14 protein-coding genes and 1 pseudogene are annotated in these 17,563 nt (G+C 68.8%); 3 read left to right on the forward strand and 12 right to left on the reverse strand.

Annotated features, from left to right (window positions below; all coding sequences use genetic code 11):
* Positions 1-5: 5 nt before the first annotated feature.
* The 5 genes from AC5Y46_RS21410 to AC5Y46_RS21430 all read right to left on the reverse strand — a co-directional run bounded on the left by AC5Y46_RS21410 (position 6) and on the right by AC5Y46_RS21430 (position 4,569).
* Positions 6-848 (reverse strand): carbohydrate ABC transporter permease, encoded by an 843-nt coding sequence (locus tag AC5Y46_RS21410; RefSeq protein WP_499945953.1) that lies wholly within the window; start codon positions 846-848, stop codon positions 6-8.
* A complete protein-coding gene (locus AC5Y46_RS21415) occupies positions 835-1,761 on the reverse strand; it encodes a carbohydrate ABC transporter permease (protein ID WP_499945954.1) in 927 nt (308 codons plus the stop codon). The genes AC5Y46_RS21410 and AC5Y46_RS21415 overlap by 14 nt, the downstream gene beginning before the upstream one ends.
* Positions 1,758-3,077 carry an ABC transporter substrate-binding protein gene (locus AC5Y46_RS21420; RefSeq protein WP_499945955.1) on the reverse strand — a complete coding sequence of 440 codons (1,320 nt, stop codon included), beginning with the start codon at positions 3,075-3,077 and terminating at the stop codon, positions 1,758-1,760. The genes AC5Y46_RS21415 and AC5Y46_RS21420 overlap by 4 nt, the downstream gene beginning before the upstream one ends.
* A gap of 134 nt (positions 3,078-3,211) precedes the next feature.
* Positions 3,212-4,009, reverse strand: a complete 798-nt coding sequence (locus AC5Y46_RS21425; protein ID WP_499945956.1) for a nuclear transport factor 2 family protein — start codon at positions 4,007-4,009, stop codon at positions 3,212-3,214.
* Positions 4,006-4,569: an isochorismatase family protein gene (locus tag AC5Y46_RS21430; protein ID WP_499945957.1), complete on the reverse strand. Its 564-nt coding sequence runs from the start codon at positions 4,567-4,569 to the stop codon at positions 4,006-4,008. Before AC5Y46_RS21430 ends, AC5Y46_RS21425 begins: the two co-directional genes overlap by 4 nt.
* An 88-nt stretch (positions 4,570-4,657) precedes the next feature.
* On the opposite strand from AC5Y46_RS21430, the pseudogene AC5Y46_RS21435 reads away from it, so the two are divergent.
* Positions 4,658-5,659, forward strand: a pseudogene (locus AC5Y46_RS21435) (DoxX family membrane protein); the annotation flags it as partial.
* 79 nt (positions 5,660-5,738) lie between these two features.
* On the opposite strand, the gene AC5Y46_RS21440 reads toward AC5Y46_RS21435, so the two are convergent.
* The 3 genes from AC5Y46_RS21440 to AC5Y46_RS21450 are packed head-to-tail and all read right to left on the reverse strand — an operon-like array spanning position 5,739 to position 9,790.
* Entirely contained in the window at positions 5,739-6,287 is a 549-nt protein-coding gene (locus AC5Y46_RS21440; RefSeq protein ID WP_499945959.1) for a gluconokinase, read from the reverse strand.
* Entirely contained in the window at positions 6,254-8,266 is a 2,013-nt protein-coding gene (locus AC5Y46_RS21445) for a DUF7064 domain-containing protein (protein ID WP_499992935.1), read from the reverse strand. The genes AC5Y46_RS21440 and AC5Y46_RS21445 overlap by 34 nt, the downstream gene beginning before the upstream one ends.
* An 18-nt stretch (positions 8,267-8,284) precedes the next feature.
* Positions 8,285-9,790 (reverse strand): carboxylesterase/lipase family protein, encoded by a 1,506-nt coding sequence (locus tag AC5Y46_RS21450; protein WP_499945961.1) that lies wholly within the window; start codon positions 9,788-9,790, stop codon positions 8,285-8,287.
* A 78-nt stretch (positions 9,791-9,868) separates the two neighbouring features.
* Here AC5Y46_RS21450 and AC5Y46_RS21455 point away from each other — a divergent pair, with 78 nt between their 5' ends.
* On the forward strand, positions 9,869-10,501 hold the full coding sequence (locus tag AC5Y46_RS21455) for a hypothetical protein (RefSeq protein WP_499945962.1): 633 nt from the start codon (positions 9,869-9,871) through the stop codon (positions 10,499-10,501).
* Here AC5Y46_RS21455 and AC5Y46_RS21460 read toward each other — a convergent pair.
* Positions 10,488-11,444, reverse strand: coding sequence for an SDR family NAD(P)-dependent oxidoreductase (locus AC5Y46_RS21460; RefSeq protein ID WP_499945976.1), 957 nt, complete (start codon positions 11,442-11,444; stop codon positions 10,488-10,490). The genes AC5Y46_RS21455 and AC5Y46_RS21460 overlap by 14 nt on opposite strands.
* A gap of 2 nt (positions 11,445-11,446) precedes the next feature.
* The gene (locus tag AC5Y46_RS21465; protein WP_499945963.1) at positions 11,447-12,661 is read right to left on the reverse strand and encodes a cytochrome P450; all 1,215 of its coding nucleotides are present in this window, start codon (positions 12,659-12,661) and stop codon (positions 11,447-11,449) included.
* A 93-nt stretch (positions 12,662-12,754) separates the two neighbouring features.
* Here AC5Y46_RS21465 and AC5Y46_RS21470 point away from each other — a divergent pair, with 93 nt between their 5' ends.
* Entirely contained in the window at positions 12,755-13,384 is a 630-nt protein-coding gene (locus AC5Y46_RS21470; protein WP_499945964.1) for a TetR/AcrR family transcriptional regulator, read from the forward strand.
* Here AC5Y46_RS21470 and AC5Y46_RS21475 read toward each other — a convergent pair.
* Both AC5Y46_RS21475 and AC5Y46_RS21480 read right to left on the reverse strand, forming a co-directional pair.
* Positions 13,381-14,976: a PE family protein gene (locus tag AC5Y46_RS21475; protein WP_499992942.1), complete on the reverse strand. Its 1,596-nt coding sequence runs from the start codon at positions 14,974-14,976 to the stop codon at positions 13,381-13,383. The genes AC5Y46_RS21470 and AC5Y46_RS21475 overlap by 4 nt on opposite strands.
* A 47-nt stretch (positions 14,977-15,023) precedes the next feature.
* Complete coding sequence (locus tag AC5Y46_RS21480; RefSeq protein WP_499992945.1) at positions 15,024-17,558, reverse strand: PEP-utilizing enzyme; 2,535 nt, start codon at positions 17,556-17,558, stop codon at positions 15,024-15,026.
* Positions 17,559-17,563 lie beyond the last annotated feature (5 nt).

The raw sequence follows: 17,563 nt of genomic DNA on the forward strand, positions 1-17,563 counted from the left end.
CGGCGCTACCCGCCCAGCCCGGTCATGGCGATGCCGCGGACGAAGGAACGTTGCGCGACCGCGTAGACGACGACCAGCGGTAGCAGGATCAGCATCGAGGTGGCCATCAACACCGGCCAGCGGGCGACGTACTCGCCACGGAGCCGGACCAGGCCCAGTGTCAGCGTCGCCAGGCTGTTGCGTTGAATCATCAGCAGCGGCCAGAGGAAGTCATTCCACACGCTGACCCAGGTGAGCACGGCCAGCACCACCACCGCCGGCCGCGCGTGGGGAAGCAGGATGCGCCAGTAGATCTGCCACGGCGAGCAACCGTCGAGTATCGCGGCCTCCTCCAGATCGGTTGGCAGCGTGCGGAAGAACTGCCGCATCAGATAGGTGCCGAAGGCGCTGCCGAACAATCCCGGGACGATCATCGCCCACGGGGTGTCGACCCAGCCCGCGGCCCGCATCAGCATGAACTGGGGAATCACCGTCACGGTCAGCGGCACCATGAGGGTGCCGAGATAAAGCAGGAACAACGTGTCACGGCCGCGAAAGTCCAGCCGCGCGAACGCATATCCCGCCAGCGAGCAGAAGAACACCTGACCCGCGGTCACGCAGCCGGCATAGAGCACGGTGTTGAAGAACATTCGCCAGAACGGCATCAACCCGAACACCTCGGTGTAGTTGGACCATTGCGGGCTGGACGGGAGGAGTCGGGGCTCGCTGATCTCGCCGTCCTTCTTCAGCGACCCCGACAGCGCCCACAGGATGGGAAACAGCGCGCACCAGGCGACGCCGATGAGCGCGGCGTACAGGGTTGCCGCGCGAATGCTGTTGCGTAACAGCGACCGGTCAGCCGAGGCCACGGGAATCCTCCCAGGAACGCCGCCGAAGGATCCGCAACTGCAGCACCGTCAACACCAGCAGGATGGCGAAGACGATCCAGGCCAGCGCCGAGGCGTATCCGAATTCCAGGAACGAGAACGCGTGCTGGAACAGCATGATGCCCAACACATAGGTTCCGGTTTCGGGACCGCCGTTGGCTCCGGTCAGTACGTAGACCAGATCGAAGGCCTGGAATGCGTGGATGATCGAGATGACAACCACGAACGACAGGGCGCCCCGGATCAGCGGCACGGTGATCGACACGAACTGCCGAACCTCGCCCGCGCCATCGACTTTCGCCGCTTCGTACACCGTCTCCGGAACGCCTTGCATCGCGGCCAGCAGGATCACGGTGGCGAACGGGACGCTGCGCCACACGCTGACCAGGCACAGCGAAACCATGGCCCAGCGCGGTTCGACCAGCCACGGCACCGGGCCGATCCCCACCCAGCCGAGCATGATGTTGAGCAGTCCGTTGTCGGTGTTGAAGACGAACTGCCAGACCACGGCCATCACCACCGAAGAGATGGCCAGTGGCAGGAAGACTAGGGTTCGAAAGACACTGATGCCCTTGATTTTCCGGTTCAGCAGTCCGGCGACGACGAGACTGATCGCTAGGGTCGGCAAGACGGTCCCCAGGGTGTAGATGACCGTATTGCGCACTGCTATCAGAAACAACGGGTCGGAGGTGAACAGGCGGTGGAAGTTCGCCACTCCGACGAACTCAGCCGGGGTGAACATGTCCCAGTCCTGGAAGCTCATGTACAGGGAGAAGCCCAGCGGAAACACCATGAAGACGACGACGGCGGCCAGGTTGGGGGCGACGAACAGGCGACCGGCCCACTCACGTCGGCGCGAACGGCGGATCTCGGGGCGTGCGTCGATGGCGGTCATGGGTTACGCAACACCTCGTCGACGGCTCGCGACAATCCGGTCAGAACACTGGCCGGCCGGGAACCTCGCAGCACCGGTCCGAAGTTGCGGTCCATCAGCGCCACGACTTTCTCCCACGCCGGGGTGATGGGCAGACCTTCGGATACCACCGGTCCGTCGGTGAGCACCGTGAGGTTGCCGATCCGTCGGTGTGCGCGGGCGAACCCCTCGGAATGCAGCGCGGACCGCAGCACCGGTACGAACAATCCCGATTCGCCGATCAGAGCCTGCCCGACCGGCCCGGCGGCGAATTTGACGAACTGCCAGGCCTGTTCCCTGCGTCGACTCGTCGCCGAGATGGCCAGACCGGTGACACCGATGTTCGAGCAAGCCTGCTGTGCGTTCGGACCCACCGGCAACGGCGCGACGTCGAAATCCAGGCCGCGCGCGCGGTCGAAAGTCTGGTAGCGCCAGTGCCCACCGAGCGCGATCGCCGCCCGGCCCGCCGAGAACAAGTCGGCGTTGGACATCGACTGCTGGTCGGAGGCGCTGGGCGAAACCTTGTGCTTGTTGATCAGGTCGGCGTAGAACTGCACCGCCTCGACGAAGGCGTCGTCGTCGAAGTTCAGGTGCGTCGGATTCGTCCGCGGAGTCGACCAACGGACGCCGTTGTTCATGGCAAACAGACCGGCCGCATAGAACGAGACCCACGCGTTGACGAAACCCCACTGGGTGATCCGGCCCGAGGCGTCGCGTCGGGTGAGAGCTCGAGCCGCGTCGAGGAATTCGCCGAAGCTCCAATGCTGTTGCCACGCGCGCGGCGGTGGCGCTACCCCGGCCGCGGCGAACATCTCCTTGTTGTAGAACAGGAAGTTCCCCGACCACTGCTCGGGCAGGGCGTACTGGCCGCCGTTGAACACGAACGAGTTCTGCAGCGTGTCGATGCTGTCCCACACGAGTTGCGCAGCGAAGGCGCGATCACCGGCCAACAAACTGTTGAGATCCAGCAGCACCCCACGATCGGCCAGTTCCGCGTAGGTCAACTCCCAGGTCATCAGCACGTCCGGGCATTTGCCGCCCGCACAGAAGGTCGACAACTGCTGCATCACGCCCGGACCGGACAGCAGCGCACGCACCTTGATATCGGGGTGCCGACGCTGAAATTCGTTGACCACCCGCATCCGTGGCCGGATCTCGTCGGGATTGGCCGCGAAGAAGAAGGTCAGGGCGTCGTCGTCGTCCGAGGAACACCCGCTCACCCACGGCGCCATTGCGGCTGCGGTGACCGTGCCCGCCCCCTGCAGCAGGCTGCGCCGCGCAAACGGCTTGTCGAACATGACGCTCCCGGTGTCGGCCGCAGTGCGGCATAGCGGACCTTAAGGGATTATCTTCCTCGCCACCAGCCGCGGCGTTGTCCAACGTCGCCGCCCGGCGAGTTCCGCGGCCGTGCCGCTCGGCACGACAGGCCCAATCAGCCTGGGAAGTAACGGATCTGGTTGATCCGATCGCCGCGCCGGGCCACATCGGCGAACAGGATGCCGCGTCCGCGCTCGGAGCTGACTCCCACGACGACGGTGGACCCGGCGCCGATCACTTTGGTCCACTTGCCGCCGCGGAGCCGCTCGGCGAGTCCGGCCAGATCGAGCGTGTCGTCGTCACCCAAAGTGATTGTGGCCGTGGCCGACAACGCGCCCGATGCAGTGGTCTCGTCGCGTCGGGTCAACGCACCCAGGAAGTTCTCGACGAGCTTCTTGTGACGCGCCCCGGCGCGGCGGAACCCGGTCATGAACCCGACGGTGCCGCGCGGACCCTGGTTGCCCAGCAATCCTCGGGCGAGGTGCACGCCGGGGGGCAATGCCCGCGCACCTGTCTTGAGGAACTGCAGCATCATCGCCGGCAGCTCCCAGTAGGCCCGCAGTCGCTCAACCTGCCACTCGCCGTTGACTTCTCGAAGGTCGTAACGCAGAAAGGCGGGAATGTACATGGTGACACCCGGACCCATGCCGACTTCGAGTTCGAGATCGCGTAACACGGCGCGGCCGCTGACGATGTCCAGATCCCGGTGGAACGTGATGTCGCGCGGACCGATGAAGGTGTCGTAGAAGCGATAGATCTGGTCGTGCCCGATGTGCGGACTCGACCCGACAGGGTCTTCGACCCGGCCGTCGTGTGCGAACACCTGCACCCAGGCGGCGCGGTCGTGCGCGGCCACCGCCTGCGGCGAGCGTTCCACCGTGGCCAGCAACTCGTCTCGCTCTGCTGTGGTCATCGCCGACTCCCGATCAACTCGACACCGGCGCTGCGCATCTCGCTCAGTGCGTGTGCGACGGACTCGGCCGAGACCCCCGCGGTCAGGTCCAACAGGACCGTGGTGGTCAACCCCGCCCGGACCGCGTCCCGCGCGGTGTGCCGCACGCAGTGGTCGGTGGCGACGCCGACCACGTCGAGGGCGTCCACATCGCGCCGGCGCAGCCAATCCAGCAGGGCGGTGCCACGCTCGTCGACACCTTCGAAACCGCTGTAGGCCGCGGCGTAGGCGCCTTTGCGGAAGATCGCTTCGATGGGCCGGGTGTCCAGATCGGGGTCGAACTGCGCTCCCACGCTGCCGGCCCGGCAATGCGGCGGCCACGACGAAGCGAAGTCGGGGTCGTCGGAGAAGTGGTCGCCCGGGTCGATGTGGAAGTCTTTGGTCGCGACGACGTGGTCGTAGCCGGGTGCACCCGTCAGATGGTCGTTGATCGACTGCGCCAGTGCGTGTGCGCCGGCCACCGGTACCGCTCCGCTCTCGCAGAAATCGTTCTGCATGTCGACGATGATCAGTGCCCGCACGGGGTACACCCTATCCCCCGCTGCAGGGACGGAGGATTGGCACGAATCCAGCGGTTTGTGGGCTGGCCGACCGGGGAACACACCGCCCATGTTGATCCGACGAATCGCGCGACCCATGCTGTCAGCTGTCTTCATCGGCCAAGGAATAGAGGCGCTGCTGAACCCGAAACCCGCAGCTCAAGCCGCACAACCGACTGTCGACGGTTTGCAGTCGCTGCCGGAGTCGGTCAGTTCCAACATTCCCGCGGATGCCGAGACGTTCGCTCAAATCAACGCCGCCGTCCAGATCGGCGGTGGGGTGTTGCTGGCCGCGGGCCGGCTGCCGCGGCTGGCTTCGGCGGCGCTGGCGCTGACCGTGATTCCGGGCAACCTTGGCACACACCAGTTTTGGAACGAAACCGACCCGGAACGCAAGGCCGAGAAGCGGCGCGCGTTCCTGGGCGACGTCAGTCTGCTGGGCGGGCTGATCATCGCGTCCGCCGACACCGCGGGTAAGCCGTCGTTGGGTTGGCGTGGTCGCCGCGCCGCCGAGCGGCTGTCGGACCGGGTGTCCGGGTCCAGCGATTCGTTCCTGGATTCGGAGTTGGGTGAGCGGATCGTGCATGGCCTGCAGGCCGGTGCCGAGCGCAGCCGCGAACTGGCCAACACGGCCGCGGAGAAGAGCGCACCGTACGCCGAGGCTGCGCTCGAGCGTGGTCGGGAGTTGGCCAGCACGGCCGCCGAAAAGAGCCAGCCCTACGCCGAGGCGGCACTGGAACGCGGTCGCGAACTGGCCAGCACGGCTGCCGAGAAGAGCGCGCCCTACGCGAAGAAGGCCCGCAAGCGCGGAGAAGAGCTGGCCAGCACCGCGGTGGAGAAGAGCGCGCCGTATGCCAAGAAGGCGCGCAAGCGTGGCAAGAAGTTGGCCGACACCGCGCAGACCCGCGGCGTGGAGTTCGCCGAGACCGCGCGCCACCGTGGCAGCGAGCTCGCCGACCGCGCCGCCAATCGGGGTAGCGAGCTCGCTGACCGGGCCGCGCACCGGGGCAGTGAACTCGCCGACCGGGCGGTGAACCGGGGCAGCGAACTCGCCGACCGGGCCGCGCACCGAGGCAGCGAACTCGCCGACCGGGCGGTTGCTCGCAGCAACGAACTAGCCCTGACCGCACGCGACCGGCTGGACGACGAACTCAGCAGCCGTCGCAAGCGCTGGGGACGCTAGCGAGGAACGCGTCGAGGACGGCGTTCACGTCCTGGTCCTCGGCGAGTCGCACGACCACACCGTGCTCGTCGGCGCCCAGCGGCTCCAGCGCGTCGAGTTGTGACTGCAGCAACGTTGCCGGCATGAAGTGACCGGACCTGGCGGCCAGGCGTGCGCCGATCAGGTCGCTCGACCCGTCCAGGTGCAAGAACTGCGCTGAGGCGCAGTGTCCGCGCAATTGATCGCGGTAGCTGCGCTTCAGGGCAGAACAGCTGACCACGCATCGAGGGTGCCCGGTCAGCCAGGCGCCGACCCGCTCCAGCCACGGATGCCGGTCGGCATCCGAAAGCGGTTGCCCGGCAGACATTTTGGTGACGTTTGCTGGGGGGTGCAGGGCGTCGGCGTCCAGGAAAGCCACATTCAACCGCTGCGCGAGCGCCGCCCCGACGGTCGACTTGCCGCACCCGGAAACCCCCATCACGACGACGGGGCCCGCCGGACGTTTCACCGGCTCTGTTCGGTCCGGCTGCGGTTCCATTCCATCCAGCCCACGCCGTTGCGGCCGTCGGTGGTGGTGATCTCGACCCATGCCCGGGGAAACTGGCTGACCCGGCCGTCGACGGCGGTCAGCCGCACCGGAGCGTGCGCCCGGACGACGACGTCTGCGGTGAGCTGCCCCGGCTCGATCTGCAGTGTGGTGTCCTGCGGTAAACCGTTGCCGCCGAACGCTTCCCGGATGCTCACCGCGCTCAGCTCGACGATGTTGCCGGCCGCGTCCTGGGCGTAGCCGATGCTGAGGTGCGGGGTGTCGGGGATCTGTAGGCTCAGCGCGTGCAGATGGGTCCCGTCGTCGAGGTGCAGCGCACTCCACATCCAGTCCATGCTCCACCAGTCGCGTACCCCCCACGAGTGGTCGCGCTGTCCGGGGACCGAATCCAACTGGTAGCGAGCGTGTTTGACGGTGACGGTGCCCGACACGGTGCACGGGATCTCGTACCGCGTCGTCACCCGGTACCGGTAGGGGATCCCGCTGGTGGCCCACACCAGATTCATCGCGAGTTCGACGGGCTCTCCCGCTTCGCCGCGCAGCAATGCCGACGGATCGGCGTACGAGCGTCCCTGCGCGCGCAGGTCGACACGATAGCTGCGCAGCGGGTCGTCGGCCGCGTGGTGCAGTTCGAGGGTGTCGGACCGTACCGCCCAAGGACTTTGTGGCAGTGGCACTTTGGTATCGACGGCGATGGTGGGCAGGTCCGGCCCGCACAGTAAGGCGTGGATCCACACCTGCTGCTCGTTCGCTATCCAGCCGAGCCGGAACCAGCCGCCCAGCCCCTCCGCAGGGTCGACGAAATCGGCGTACCAGCTTTCGCTCCACAGCGGCTCGTCGGTGGCGGCGTGGGCGAGTTCGTCCTCCGGTGCCGGCCGCAGCGGCTCGGGTACCGCGGCCGCGGGCAATGTCGCCAACGCGTCGGTATCCAGGACATGTTCGCAATGCCGTTGCAGCAGCGTCATGAACATCCGGTCGCCACGCTCGGTCTGCACCACCAGCATCGACGAGACGATCGCCATCATCACGCCGAAGAAACTCTGCCGGCGTACGCCTTCCCGGACTTCGTCCAGGGTGATGGCTGGCTGCGGGCCCAGGGCCTGATGGTATGCCCGCAGCAAGTCCTCGTACTGGTCACGGCGGTCCGCCACCGGCAGGGCGCAGCCCAGGAAGTAAGCCAGATCGGTCTGTGCCGGTCCCCACGAGACGGTCTGCCAATCGACAACCGTCAGTGCCCGGTTGGCTCCCGGGGCACCGAAAAGCATGTTGTCCAACCGGTAGTCGCCGTGCACCAAGCCCTGGATTCCGCCGCGGGCAGCCTCCTGGGCCAGATATCCGTCGAACGACTCCACGAGACGCTCGCACACCGCGCGGTGTTCGGGTGCGATCTGATCGCGGTAACGGTTGACGAAGTCGGCGTAGAGCGCGGTGACCAATGCCTGGTTCAGCGGCGAGTCACGGTTGAGCCACTGGGCGTCGGCCAGCGTCGCGTCCCCCAGCAGCGGCCCGTGCAGACGGCCCAACTCGGTGACGCCCAGCTGAGCCTGTTCGGTTGTGGCACCGGCGATCTCGTCACCGGCCGCGGCGGGTCCCGCGTCGTCGAGCAGGAGATCGAAGATTCCAGTGGAGACGTCGATGGCGGCGTGGTAGCACGTCGCGATCGCGCCACCCAACCGCGGCGCGATGTCGTGGTAGAAACGGACCTCGCGCTCGTAGAGGCCCATTGCCAGCCCCGTCTGTCGGCTCACCGGGTCGGTCGCCGCGACCTTCAACACCACCGAATGTGGGCGGCCGGCAACGGGTTCGGGGTGGGCGTATGTCAGCCCGATGCGGTAGCACTCGCTCATCTGGCCGGTACCGATGCGTTCGACGGTGAACTCGGCGACGTCGCCGGCACGGACCGCCGCGGTCAGCCATTCGGCGGTCAGGTCGCCGGGACGCTCAATGGCTTGGTCTGTGTTCGTGCCCATGAAGGACAGCGTGCCAGGTCACCGCGCCAGCGTGAAACCCTCCCAGGCCAGCCGACGGTGTTGGTGCGGGTCGAACTCGACGCGGGGCTTGCGGTCGAAGACCAGGACCGCTCGCTCGTCGTCGGTGTGGACCGGCCAGTTGTCACCCGGGACGCCGGTACGACTGAACGCCCGCCAGCGTCGTTGCACGTCGTTGCTGACCCGCAGGGCGGCCCGCTGGTCGGCCGCGGCGGTGAGCAGCGCGCCGAACCGGGTGCGGTAGATGTCGAAGACCGCCAGCAACTCGGTGGCGTGGGTGGCCCCGAAACCGGACCATTGCAGGGTCCGCGGCGCGTAGTCGTACCGGTACAGGTAGGTGGGCGCGTGCAGGCCGTGCGCGTCGGCGATCTGCCAGGCCGCCGTGCAGAACGCGAAGTCACCGCCTAACTGGATACACGCCGACTGCTTGGGGTACTTGGGGTAGGCGGCGGTAATGCGTTCGCGGGCAGCGGGTTCCAGATCGGCGAGCAGCTCCTCGACCATCTTGCGGTTGGTCGGCAGCATCCCGAGGAACCGGGTGAACAGCCGGCCCTCGTCGGCGTTGGTGCCGACGATCAGCGGGACCCGGTGCGCCCGACCCGAACGCATCGCCTCGACGGGTTCGATGGGCACCACGTCGTCACCGAAGACCGGACCGATCGGGAAGGCGCCCAGCCGCTGCTGCATGCCCTGGTCGATCAACTGGTGCTGGGCGTCGATGAGTTGCGCGGCCGGTGCCCGCATCACCGTGTCGGCCGCGTCCTGCCCGCGGGCGCCGAGAAGCCGCGCGAAGCGGGTGGCGAACTCGGCGGCGACGTCTTGCGAACGCATCATGCCGGCCGCCGGACTCTGCGAGATCGCCCGGTGGAACAGGCCCTCGGCGGCGGGCACCGCGAGCATCGTGGCGGTGATGTGCGCGCCGGCGCTCTCGCCGAAGATCGTCACGTTGTCCGGGTCGCCGCCGAAGCCGGCGATGTTGTCCTTGACCCACCGCAACGCCAGCACCAGGTCGCGCAGGTACAGGTTGCTGTCGATGGTGACGTCCGCCGTGGACAGTGCTGACAGATCCAGACAGCCCAGCGCGCCCAGCCGGTAGTTGACCGACACATAGACACAGCCGCGGCGGGCCAGCGCGGCGCCGTCGTAGATCGGGGTGGCCGAACTGCCCAGGATGTACCCGCCGCCGTGAATGAACACCATGACCGGCAGCGGGCCGTCGCCGCCGCGTTCCGGGGCGACGACATTGAGGGTCAGGCAGTCCTCGCTCATCGGCTGGTACCGGTTGACGCCGAGCAGCGTGTAGCGGCGCTGCTGAGGCGCGCAGTTGGTGAACCCGTGGCAGTGCCGCACCCCGGACCAGGGCTGCGCCGGTTGCGGCGCGCGATAGCGCAACGCGCCCACCGGTGGGCGGGCGTAGGGAATGGATCGCCAGCGGTTGACGCCGTCGCGGGTGAACCCTTCGACGGTGCCGGCGGTTGTACGGGCGCGGACGGTGCGCTCATGCATAGATCGACGGTAGCGGAATCGTCGCGGGCACGGCGCGGGTAGCGCCGAAATCTGCTGTCTGGCGGCTAGCCTCATGTCATGCGGATCGCCGCGCTGGTCGCAATCCCGTTGCTGGTCGCCGGTTGCTCGCACTCGAACACCGGTGAACCGGCAACACCGGGGACGGGGTCCACGTCGGCCGTACCGACCAGCAGCAAACCGGCGTCGACCCCACCGGTGGCCGGGGCGCCGATCGGTGCCGTCATCGCCTGGATCGAAGCAGCTCATCCGGTCGATCCGGCCCGCTACCAGCTCGCCGGCAATACCGCGTTCAGCGCTGCGGGGGCCAAGGCCAAGTGCACGACGGACGCCGAGCACACCGCCGGCCTGCTGTCGTGTCTGGTCGAGCTGGCCAGTCCCCCGCCGCCTCCCGAGACGGCCTATGGCGAGTGGAAGGGCGGGTGGGTCGACTTCGACGGCGCCCGCCTGCAGATCGGCGCGGCGCGCGCCGATCCGGGGCCGTTTCTCGCCGGCACCGGGGCGGAGTTGGCCAACGGTGACGCGGTGTCCTTCGGCGACTTTCGCTGCCGCGCAGACCAAGCCGGCCTGTTCTGTGTGAATTACGCCCACCAGTCCGCCGCCCGGTTCAGCGCCGCGGGTATCGAACCGTTCGGGTGTCTGAAGTCGGTGCCGCCACCCGACGGTGTCGGTGTGGCGTTCAGTTGCTCATGATGGTGGCGAACAGTTCGGTCATCTCGTCGCCAGGGCCGCCGGGAACGGTATAGCCCGTTTCGTCGCGGATTTCCTGGAGATGGTCACGCACCTGCTCGACGGACAGCGTGGGACTGTAGAAACCTCTGGTCCGGCCGACGAAGAACCGGGCGACGTGGCCGGCGCCGACGGTGTAGATCTCGCCGGAAACCGGACAGTCCGCGTGCGTCAGAAACGCCGCAACCGGGGCCACCAGGCCCGGATCCAGCCGCCGAAGGTATTGCCCGACAAGGTCATCCAGCACCGCCTGCGCGCCCGGATCGTCCGGGTCACCGGTCTGATCGATGGAATGCGTCAACATCCGGGTGAGCGCGATCGGCGAGATGGCGTTGACCTTGATGTTGTCCTTGGCGCCTTCGGCCGCCAGCACGCGCGTCAGACCAATCAGACCGGTCTTGGCCGCCCCGTAGTTGCTCATGTTCTCCGCGCCCAGGATCCCGGCTGCCGAGCAGGTGTTGAGCACGCGTCCATACCGCTGCTCGCGCATCACTTTCCACGCCGGGCGGGTCACGTGGAACGCACCCTTGAGGTGCACGTCGAGCAGCGGTTGGACACGGTCGGCGGTCATGTCCTCGAACGGCGCGTCACCGACGATCCCGGCGTTGTTGATCACGATGTCCACCCGCCCCCAGGCCGCCAGCGCGGTGTCGATGATCGCTTGTCCGCCTTGGGGGTCGGTGACGCTGTGCGTGTCGGCGACGGCTTGGCCGCCCTGTTCGCGGATCGCTTCCGCGACCGCGTCGGCCGCCGCGGCGTCGGATCCTTCGCCGGTCACCGACGATCCGATGTCGTTGACCACGACCCGCGCGCCGCGGGAGGCCAGCAGCAACGCGTACTGCTCACCCAGACCTCCACCGGCGCCGGTGATCACGGCTACTCGGTCGTCGAAGCGCAGGCCGTTCACCGTCACCAACTGACCGGCAACTCTTTCATGCCGTAGATGTCGGATGATTCCTTGAATTGCAGCCGATCCGCCGGCACCGCGAGCTTCAATCCGGGCAGCCGCCGCGCCAGCGTCGCGAATGCAACCTGCATCTCGACGCGCGCCAGGTTCGCCCCGATGCATTGGTGCACGCCGTAGCCGAAACCCAAGTGGCCGCGGGTGTTTCGGTCGGGATCGAGGACTTCCGGATCGTCGACGAAGTCGGCATCCCAGTTTCCGGCCGGCAGATTCATCAGGACGGCGTCCCCGGCACGGATCAACTGACCGCCCAGCATCAAGTCTTCGGTCGCTATCCGGTCCACCTGGCTGTGCACGATGCTCAGGTAGCGCATCAGCTCCTCGACGATGTTGGCGATGACGGCATGATCGTCGGTCTGCCCGAGACGGGCGAACAGTTCCGGATTCTCCAGCAGCGCAACCGTTCCCAGCGAGATCATGTTGGCGGTGGTTTCGTGACCGGCCTGCATCATGATCACACTGGTCATGCCCGCGGTCTCTCGGTTGAGCTGCCCGGTCGCCACATAGTCGGTGACCAGCCGGCTGATCAGGTCGTCGCCGGGCTCGTGCTGCTTTCGATCCACCAACTCCTGGATGTAGGAGTACATCGCCATGAAGGCCTGCGCCTTCTCTTCGTCGGAAGACCGGGTGTCCAGACCGACCGTGGTGTGGTGCTGGAAGATCTCCAGATCCGCGGGCGGTACCCCCAGCAGCAGGGCGATCACCATGGACGGCACCGGCAGCCCGAAGTCGCGGACCAGGTCGGCGGGGGGTCCCTTGTCGATCATGCGGTCCAGGTAATGGTCGACCAGCTCCTGGATCTGCGGACGCATCGTCTCGGTGCGCCGGAAGGTGAAGTTGGTGGTCAGCATCCGGCGCAACCGGTGGTGCTCGGGATCGTCGACCCGGGCGAACATCACCGGCGTGTTCTCGGTGCTCTGCGGCTTCATGAAATCCGGGATGGTGTCCGCCGACAGGCGTGGATCGGTCAACGCCGCTCTGATGTCCTGATAGCGGCTGACCATCCAGGCCGGTTGGCCGTGCCACATCACCCGCCGCAAGCCCTGCCCGTCGCGCCAGTCGGCGAAGTCGGCGGGCGGCGCCAGCGGGCAGTGCGGCGCGCGTGGGACGGGAATCACCGGCAGCTCCGGTTCGGAGCGCACATCGGAAGTGGTTGACATCAAAGCTGATTCCCGTTAAGTGTCAGAGGTCTGCCAGTTGTTCGAGCGTAGAGCTGTCGGCATCGGCAGTCAACCGGCGGTTACGCTGTAGCGGTGACAGCCGTCGAAGACCGGCCGACTCTGCGAGCCGATGCCGCCCGCAATGTCGAGCGGATTCTGCGTGCCGCGCGGGACGTCTACGGCGAACTCGGTCCGGACGCCCCGGTGGAGGCCGTCGCGCGTCGCGCCGGCGTCGGCGAGCGGACCTTGTACCGCCGGTTCCCCACCAAGGGCGAACTGGTCCGGGCGGCCCTGGATCAGAGCATCGGCGAGGAACTGGGCCCGGCGCTGGCTGATGCACTGCGTTGCGCCGACCCGCTGCGCGGCCTCACTCAGTTGATCGAAGCGGCGATCACGCTCGGGGCCCGGGACCAGAACCTGTTGATGGCCGCCCGACGCGCCGGATCGCTGACCGCCGACGTCTCGGACGAGTTGAACGAGGCGCTCGGCGAGCTGGTGCGCCGCGGGCAGCGGGAAGGCCGGATCCGCGACGACCTGGTCGCCGACGACCTACCCCGGCTGATCGCGATGCTCTACAGCGTGCTGTCGACGATGGACACCGGCAACGGCTGGCAACGCTATGTCGCGTTGATCATGGACGCGATCACGATCGGTGAGCGACGCCCGCTGCCGCCCGCGCCCGCGTTCTGCTTCCGGCCCGAGCCCAACAGCTGGTCGCTCTAGCCCGCCGCGCCGGTGCTGCCGTCGCTGCCGAACAGCAGCCCCGCCGCGCCACCAGTGCCGCCCGGGCCGCCGGTGCCGACGATCGCGCCCTGTCCCCCGGCCCCGCCTGCGCCACCATTGCCGCCGTCGCCGACCAGGGTGGTCGATCCCCCGTCGCCGCCGGCCCCGCCCGGCCCGCCGGCTGCGGTGTCCGACGATCCGCCGACCCCGCCGCGACCACCGCCGCCGCCGTTGCCGAAGACCCAGCCACCGGAGCCGCCGCGACCGCCACGCGCGCCCGCTCCCCCCGCATCGCCGGCGCCGTTCGCCTGACCGCCGGCACCTCCCGCCCCGCCGAGCCCGCCGTCGCCGAACAGCCTGGCGGCACCGCCCGCGCCACCGACACCGCCGTCACCACCCGCGCCGCTCGCCTGGGTCAGCGCGTCGCCGCCGGCTCCGCCGGCACCGCCGTTGCCGAACAACCAGCCACCCGCGCCGCCGCTGCCGCCGCTGCCGCCGGTTTCACTGAAGTGCCCGCCGCCCAGGCCGCCGCCGCCTCCGGCGCCGCCGGACCCGATCAGCCCGGCATTGCCGCCGAGACCGCCCGCGCCGCCGATGCCGCCGGCAGCGCTGGTCCCGCCTCCGCCGCCGGTCCCGCCGTTGCCGAACAACAGCCCGCCGCTGCCCCCGGCACCTCCGGCGCCGCCGAGTCCGCCAGTGTCTGCGGGGGCCGTGGCCGCGGCACCGTGGCCGCCGGCCCCGCCGTCGCCGACCAACCACGCGTTACCACCGGCGCCACCGATCCCGCCGTTACCCGCCGCGGTGGCCAGACCACCCGCGCCGCCGGCTCCGCCGTTACCGGCCCACAGTCCGCCCCATCCACCGGCACCGCCGTTGCCGCCGCCGTTGCCGCCGCCGTTGGCGCCCTGCCCGCCGGCGCCACCGCCCCCTCCGGCACCGAGCAGGATCGCCTGGCCGCCGGCCCCTCCGAGACCGCCGATACCGAGCGGAGCATCACCGCCGGCGCCCCCGACGCCGCCGTTGCCGAACAACCAGCCGCCGTTGCCGCCCGAACCTCCGACGGCTCCTTCGGCGCCCGCACCGCCCGCCCCGCCATTGCCGAGTAGTCCCGCGGCGCCGCCCCGCCCGCCGGCCGGATGCGCACCGCCGCCAGAACCGCCCGCGCCCCCGTTGCCGAACAGCAGTCCCCCGGCGCCGCCGTCGGCTCCGGTGCCGGCGGCCCCGTCGGTGCCGTTGCCGATCAGCGGACGGCCCAGCACCAGCCGGAACGGCGTGTTGATCAGGTTGAGCAGGTCGGTCAGCGGCGCCGCGGCGGCGGTTTCGGCACTTGCATACGCCTGGGTCGCGGCGGCGAGTGTTGCCACGAACTGGGCGTGGAGGGTTTCCGCTTGCACGCTGAGCGCTTGATACCCCAGCGCGTGCCGACCGAACAGGGCCGCCACGGCCGCCGACACTTCGTCGGCCCCGGCGGCGAGCACCTCGACCGTCGGGGTTGCGGCAAATGCGTTGGCGGCGTTGACCGCTGACCCGATTGTCGCCAATTGCGCTGCGGCAGCCGACATTAACTCGGGCGTGGCAACCACGAACGACATTGCGCACCTCCCGGCCCTCGTCGGACGTGCAGCACAGATTAGCTCGATCAGGGTTCGAGAAGGTGGATTTCGCCCGTCGTGCCGTCGACTTCGACCAGCGCACCCAAGGGCAACACGCGGGTCGCGTCCCGCACGTCGACGACGCACGGGAACCCGAACTCGCGGGCCACCACGGCGGCATGGGACATGGGCCCGCCCAGCTCGGTGACCACCGCGGCGGCGTAGCAGAACGCGGCGGTGTAACCGACGTCGGTGACTTCGGCGACGAGGATCTCGCCGGGTTGCAGGTCGTCGATGGTCTCGGGGCGCACGATCCGCACCCGCCCGCGCACCCGGCCGCCGCAGACGCCGACTCCGCGCAGGGTGTCCCCGCCGGCCAGCACCGCCGCCGACGACGTGGTCGGCTGCCAGGCGCCGCTGAACACGATCGGCGGGACGACGGCGATCAGGCGACGCTGCTCGGCGCGACGCCGGGCCACCAACTCGGAAACGTTGGGCGGCAACGCGTCGAGCTCGTCGACCAGCAGGTAGAACACGTCGTCGGGGGACCCGAACACGCCTTCCTCGGCCTGCCGACGTCCGTACTCGCGCAGCAGCCCGCGCAGCACCCAGATGGCGCGCACCATCCGGTCGCGGCGCACCTCACGGTCGCGCAACTGCCGTGCGGCCAGCACAGCAATCGGCCTGGCGCGCAACGGAATCGGCGTGTATCGTGGCGCCGGGGCGGGCGGTGCGCCGAGTGTCTTGGTCACCATCCGGATCAGCAGCTCAGGATCGTCGGCGTAACTCGTCGACAGCATCTCGACTTCGGCCGGGCCGCGGTGTCCCATCAGTGCCAGCTCGGCCAGCACCGCGGAGTGAAACTCCGGAGCCTCCACGGCCAGCTTGTCCAGTCGTTCGCCGGGTTCGGCGAGCACGCCCATCACCGTCGGATCGGAGTGGGCCGCCGCCACCAGGCGCTGCACCGCCTCCACCGACCGGGCGCTGACCAGTTCCGGTCCGGCCGCCGGGGCGGTTTCCCGTCCGCACAACCCGCGCAGCAACACGTTGAACGCCGCGCACAGCATGAACGAACCCGACGCCAGCAGCCAGCCGTGCACGACGTGGTCGCGCGCCAACAGGATCAGGCTGCGCAGCCTCCGATCGCCGAGGCCGGCGACGTCGTCACCGACGAGTTGTTCCAGGCGCTCGATATCGGCGATGTAGTCACCGGTGTCGAGCGGCGAGCCGGCGGACAGCCCCACCAGGTTGACGCCGAACACCCCGATGTTGCGCAAAGTCCGCAGTTGGCGGCGAACGGGATTGGTCTGCGACGGTGGCCGTTGGTCACCGAAGATCGGCAGCGAGGCCATGCTCGGACCGAAGAATCCGCTGTTGCTGACGATGGTCGTCGGTTTGGCGAACGGGACGGTCTCGGCCATGAAGTGCGCTGACGTGATCGCGCCGTAGAGCCGGTGCGCGAACACCGCGACCGTGCGCATCGCGATTTCCTTCTGCACCACACCACCCGGCCGCAACCGTTCGGCGATGCCGACACCGCCGGCGCGGAGTCCCCGTACCGTCACCGACGCCGACGACGGCGAGAACGGCCCGGGCAGCGCCTCGGACAGGTTGGTGGCCAGGAACGTCGGGAACCGCGGGTCGATCGGGGTGTCGAACTCGCCGTTGGCCCCTTCCGGGCCCGCCAGTTGCGGTACGACGCCGTCGTCTGCGGCGGTGTCGACCGCCGGCAGATCCTGGACGGGCGCCAATCGCCACGGCACCGACAGCACCCGCTTGCCCAGCGTGACTCGACCTCGCACCGCCAAGGCGAAATCCTCCAGGCATTCCTCGGCGGTCCAGGCCGGGGTGAACTCCCAAACGTGCTGCAACCGCGAGGTATCCAGCAGTGGAGCACTCCGCAGGACCGAGAAACGGCTCCGCCCGGCGAGTTTGGTCCCGACCGGCAGGACCCGACGACCCAGGGCCGCCGCCACCTGCCGCCAGGTCAGCGAGCCTGACGCCGCGAGATTGACTGGGCCGCTGACGAACTCGTCGCGCACCAGTGCTGCGTTCAGCAGCCGCAGCGCGTCGTCGACGTGCACCAGTTGCACCCGGCGATCGGCGGAGTCGACGGGCAGCACCGGTAGCGCCGCGACACGGCGCAGCTCGTCGTCGGCACCGCGGCCCACCACGAGCGGCAAACGGACCGCGACCCACGGTGTTCCGGACGCCGCAAGCAGCCGTTCGGCGTGCGCGTGTCCGGTGCCGTCGGAAGCCGTCGGCGCGTCTTCGGTCACCGGTCCGATCACGTCGCCGTAGACGCGCGCCGAAGACGCGAACACGATGCGTTTGCCGTCGGCGTGCAGGACGTCGGACATGGCGTCGGGTGCGGGCTCGAGATGCGCGACCGCGTCCGCGCCGGACACGGCCCGCCGCACCGTCGCCGCGTCGCGGAGGTTTGTGGCAACGAACTCGGCTGCGCTCGGCCAGCTTTCGGGCCGGCGGATGTCGATTCCCATCACTTCGTGACCCTGGCTGAGCAGCCTGGCGACCAGGCCGCGGCCGAGGACTCCGCTGGCCCCGGTGACGGCGACCCTCACTGCAT

The organism is Mycobacterium sp. NGS59, from assembly GCF_059812345.1.

Bases quoted from the DNA above. Each gene is read 5' to 3' on its own strand.
- AC5Y46_RS21425 (WP_499945956.1), bottom strand. From the start codon at position 4,009: ATGACCACAGCAGAGCGAGACGAGTTGCTGGCCACGGTGGAACGCTCG.
- AC5Y46_RS21450 (WP_499945961.1), bottom strand. From the start codon at position 9,790: ATGCATGAGCGCACCGTCCGCGCCCGTACAACCGCCGGCACCGTCGAA.
- AC5Y46_RS21415 (WP_499945954.1), bottom strand. From the start codon at position 1,761: ATGACCGCCATCGACGCACGCCCCGAGATCCGCCGTTCGCGCCGACGT.
- AC5Y46_RS21440 (WP_499945959.1), bottom strand. From the start codon at position 6,287: ATGGAACCGCAGCCGGACCGAACAGAGCCGGTGAAACGTCCGGCGGGC.
- AC5Y46_RS21420 (WP_499945955.1), bottom strand. From the start codon at position 3,077: ATGTTCGACAAGCCGTTTGCGCGGCGCAGCCTGCTGCAGGGGGCGGGC.
- AC5Y46_RS21475 (WP_499992942.1), bottom strand. From the start codon at position 14,976: ATGTCGTTCGTGGTTGCCACGCCCGAGTTAATGTCGGCTGCCGCAGCG.
- AC5Y46_RS21455 (WP_499945962.1), top strand. From the start codon at position 9,869: ATGCGGATCGCCGCGCTGGTCGCAATCCCGTTGCTGGTCGCCGGTTGC.
- AC5Y46_RS21465 (WP_499945963.1), bottom strand. From the start codon at position 12,661: ATGTCAACCACTTCCGATGTGCGCTCCGAACCGGAGCTGCCGGTGATT.
- AC5Y46_RS21445 (WP_499992935.1), bottom strand. From the start codon at position 8,266: ATGGGCACGAACACAGACCAAGCCATTGAGCGTCCCGGCGACCTGACC.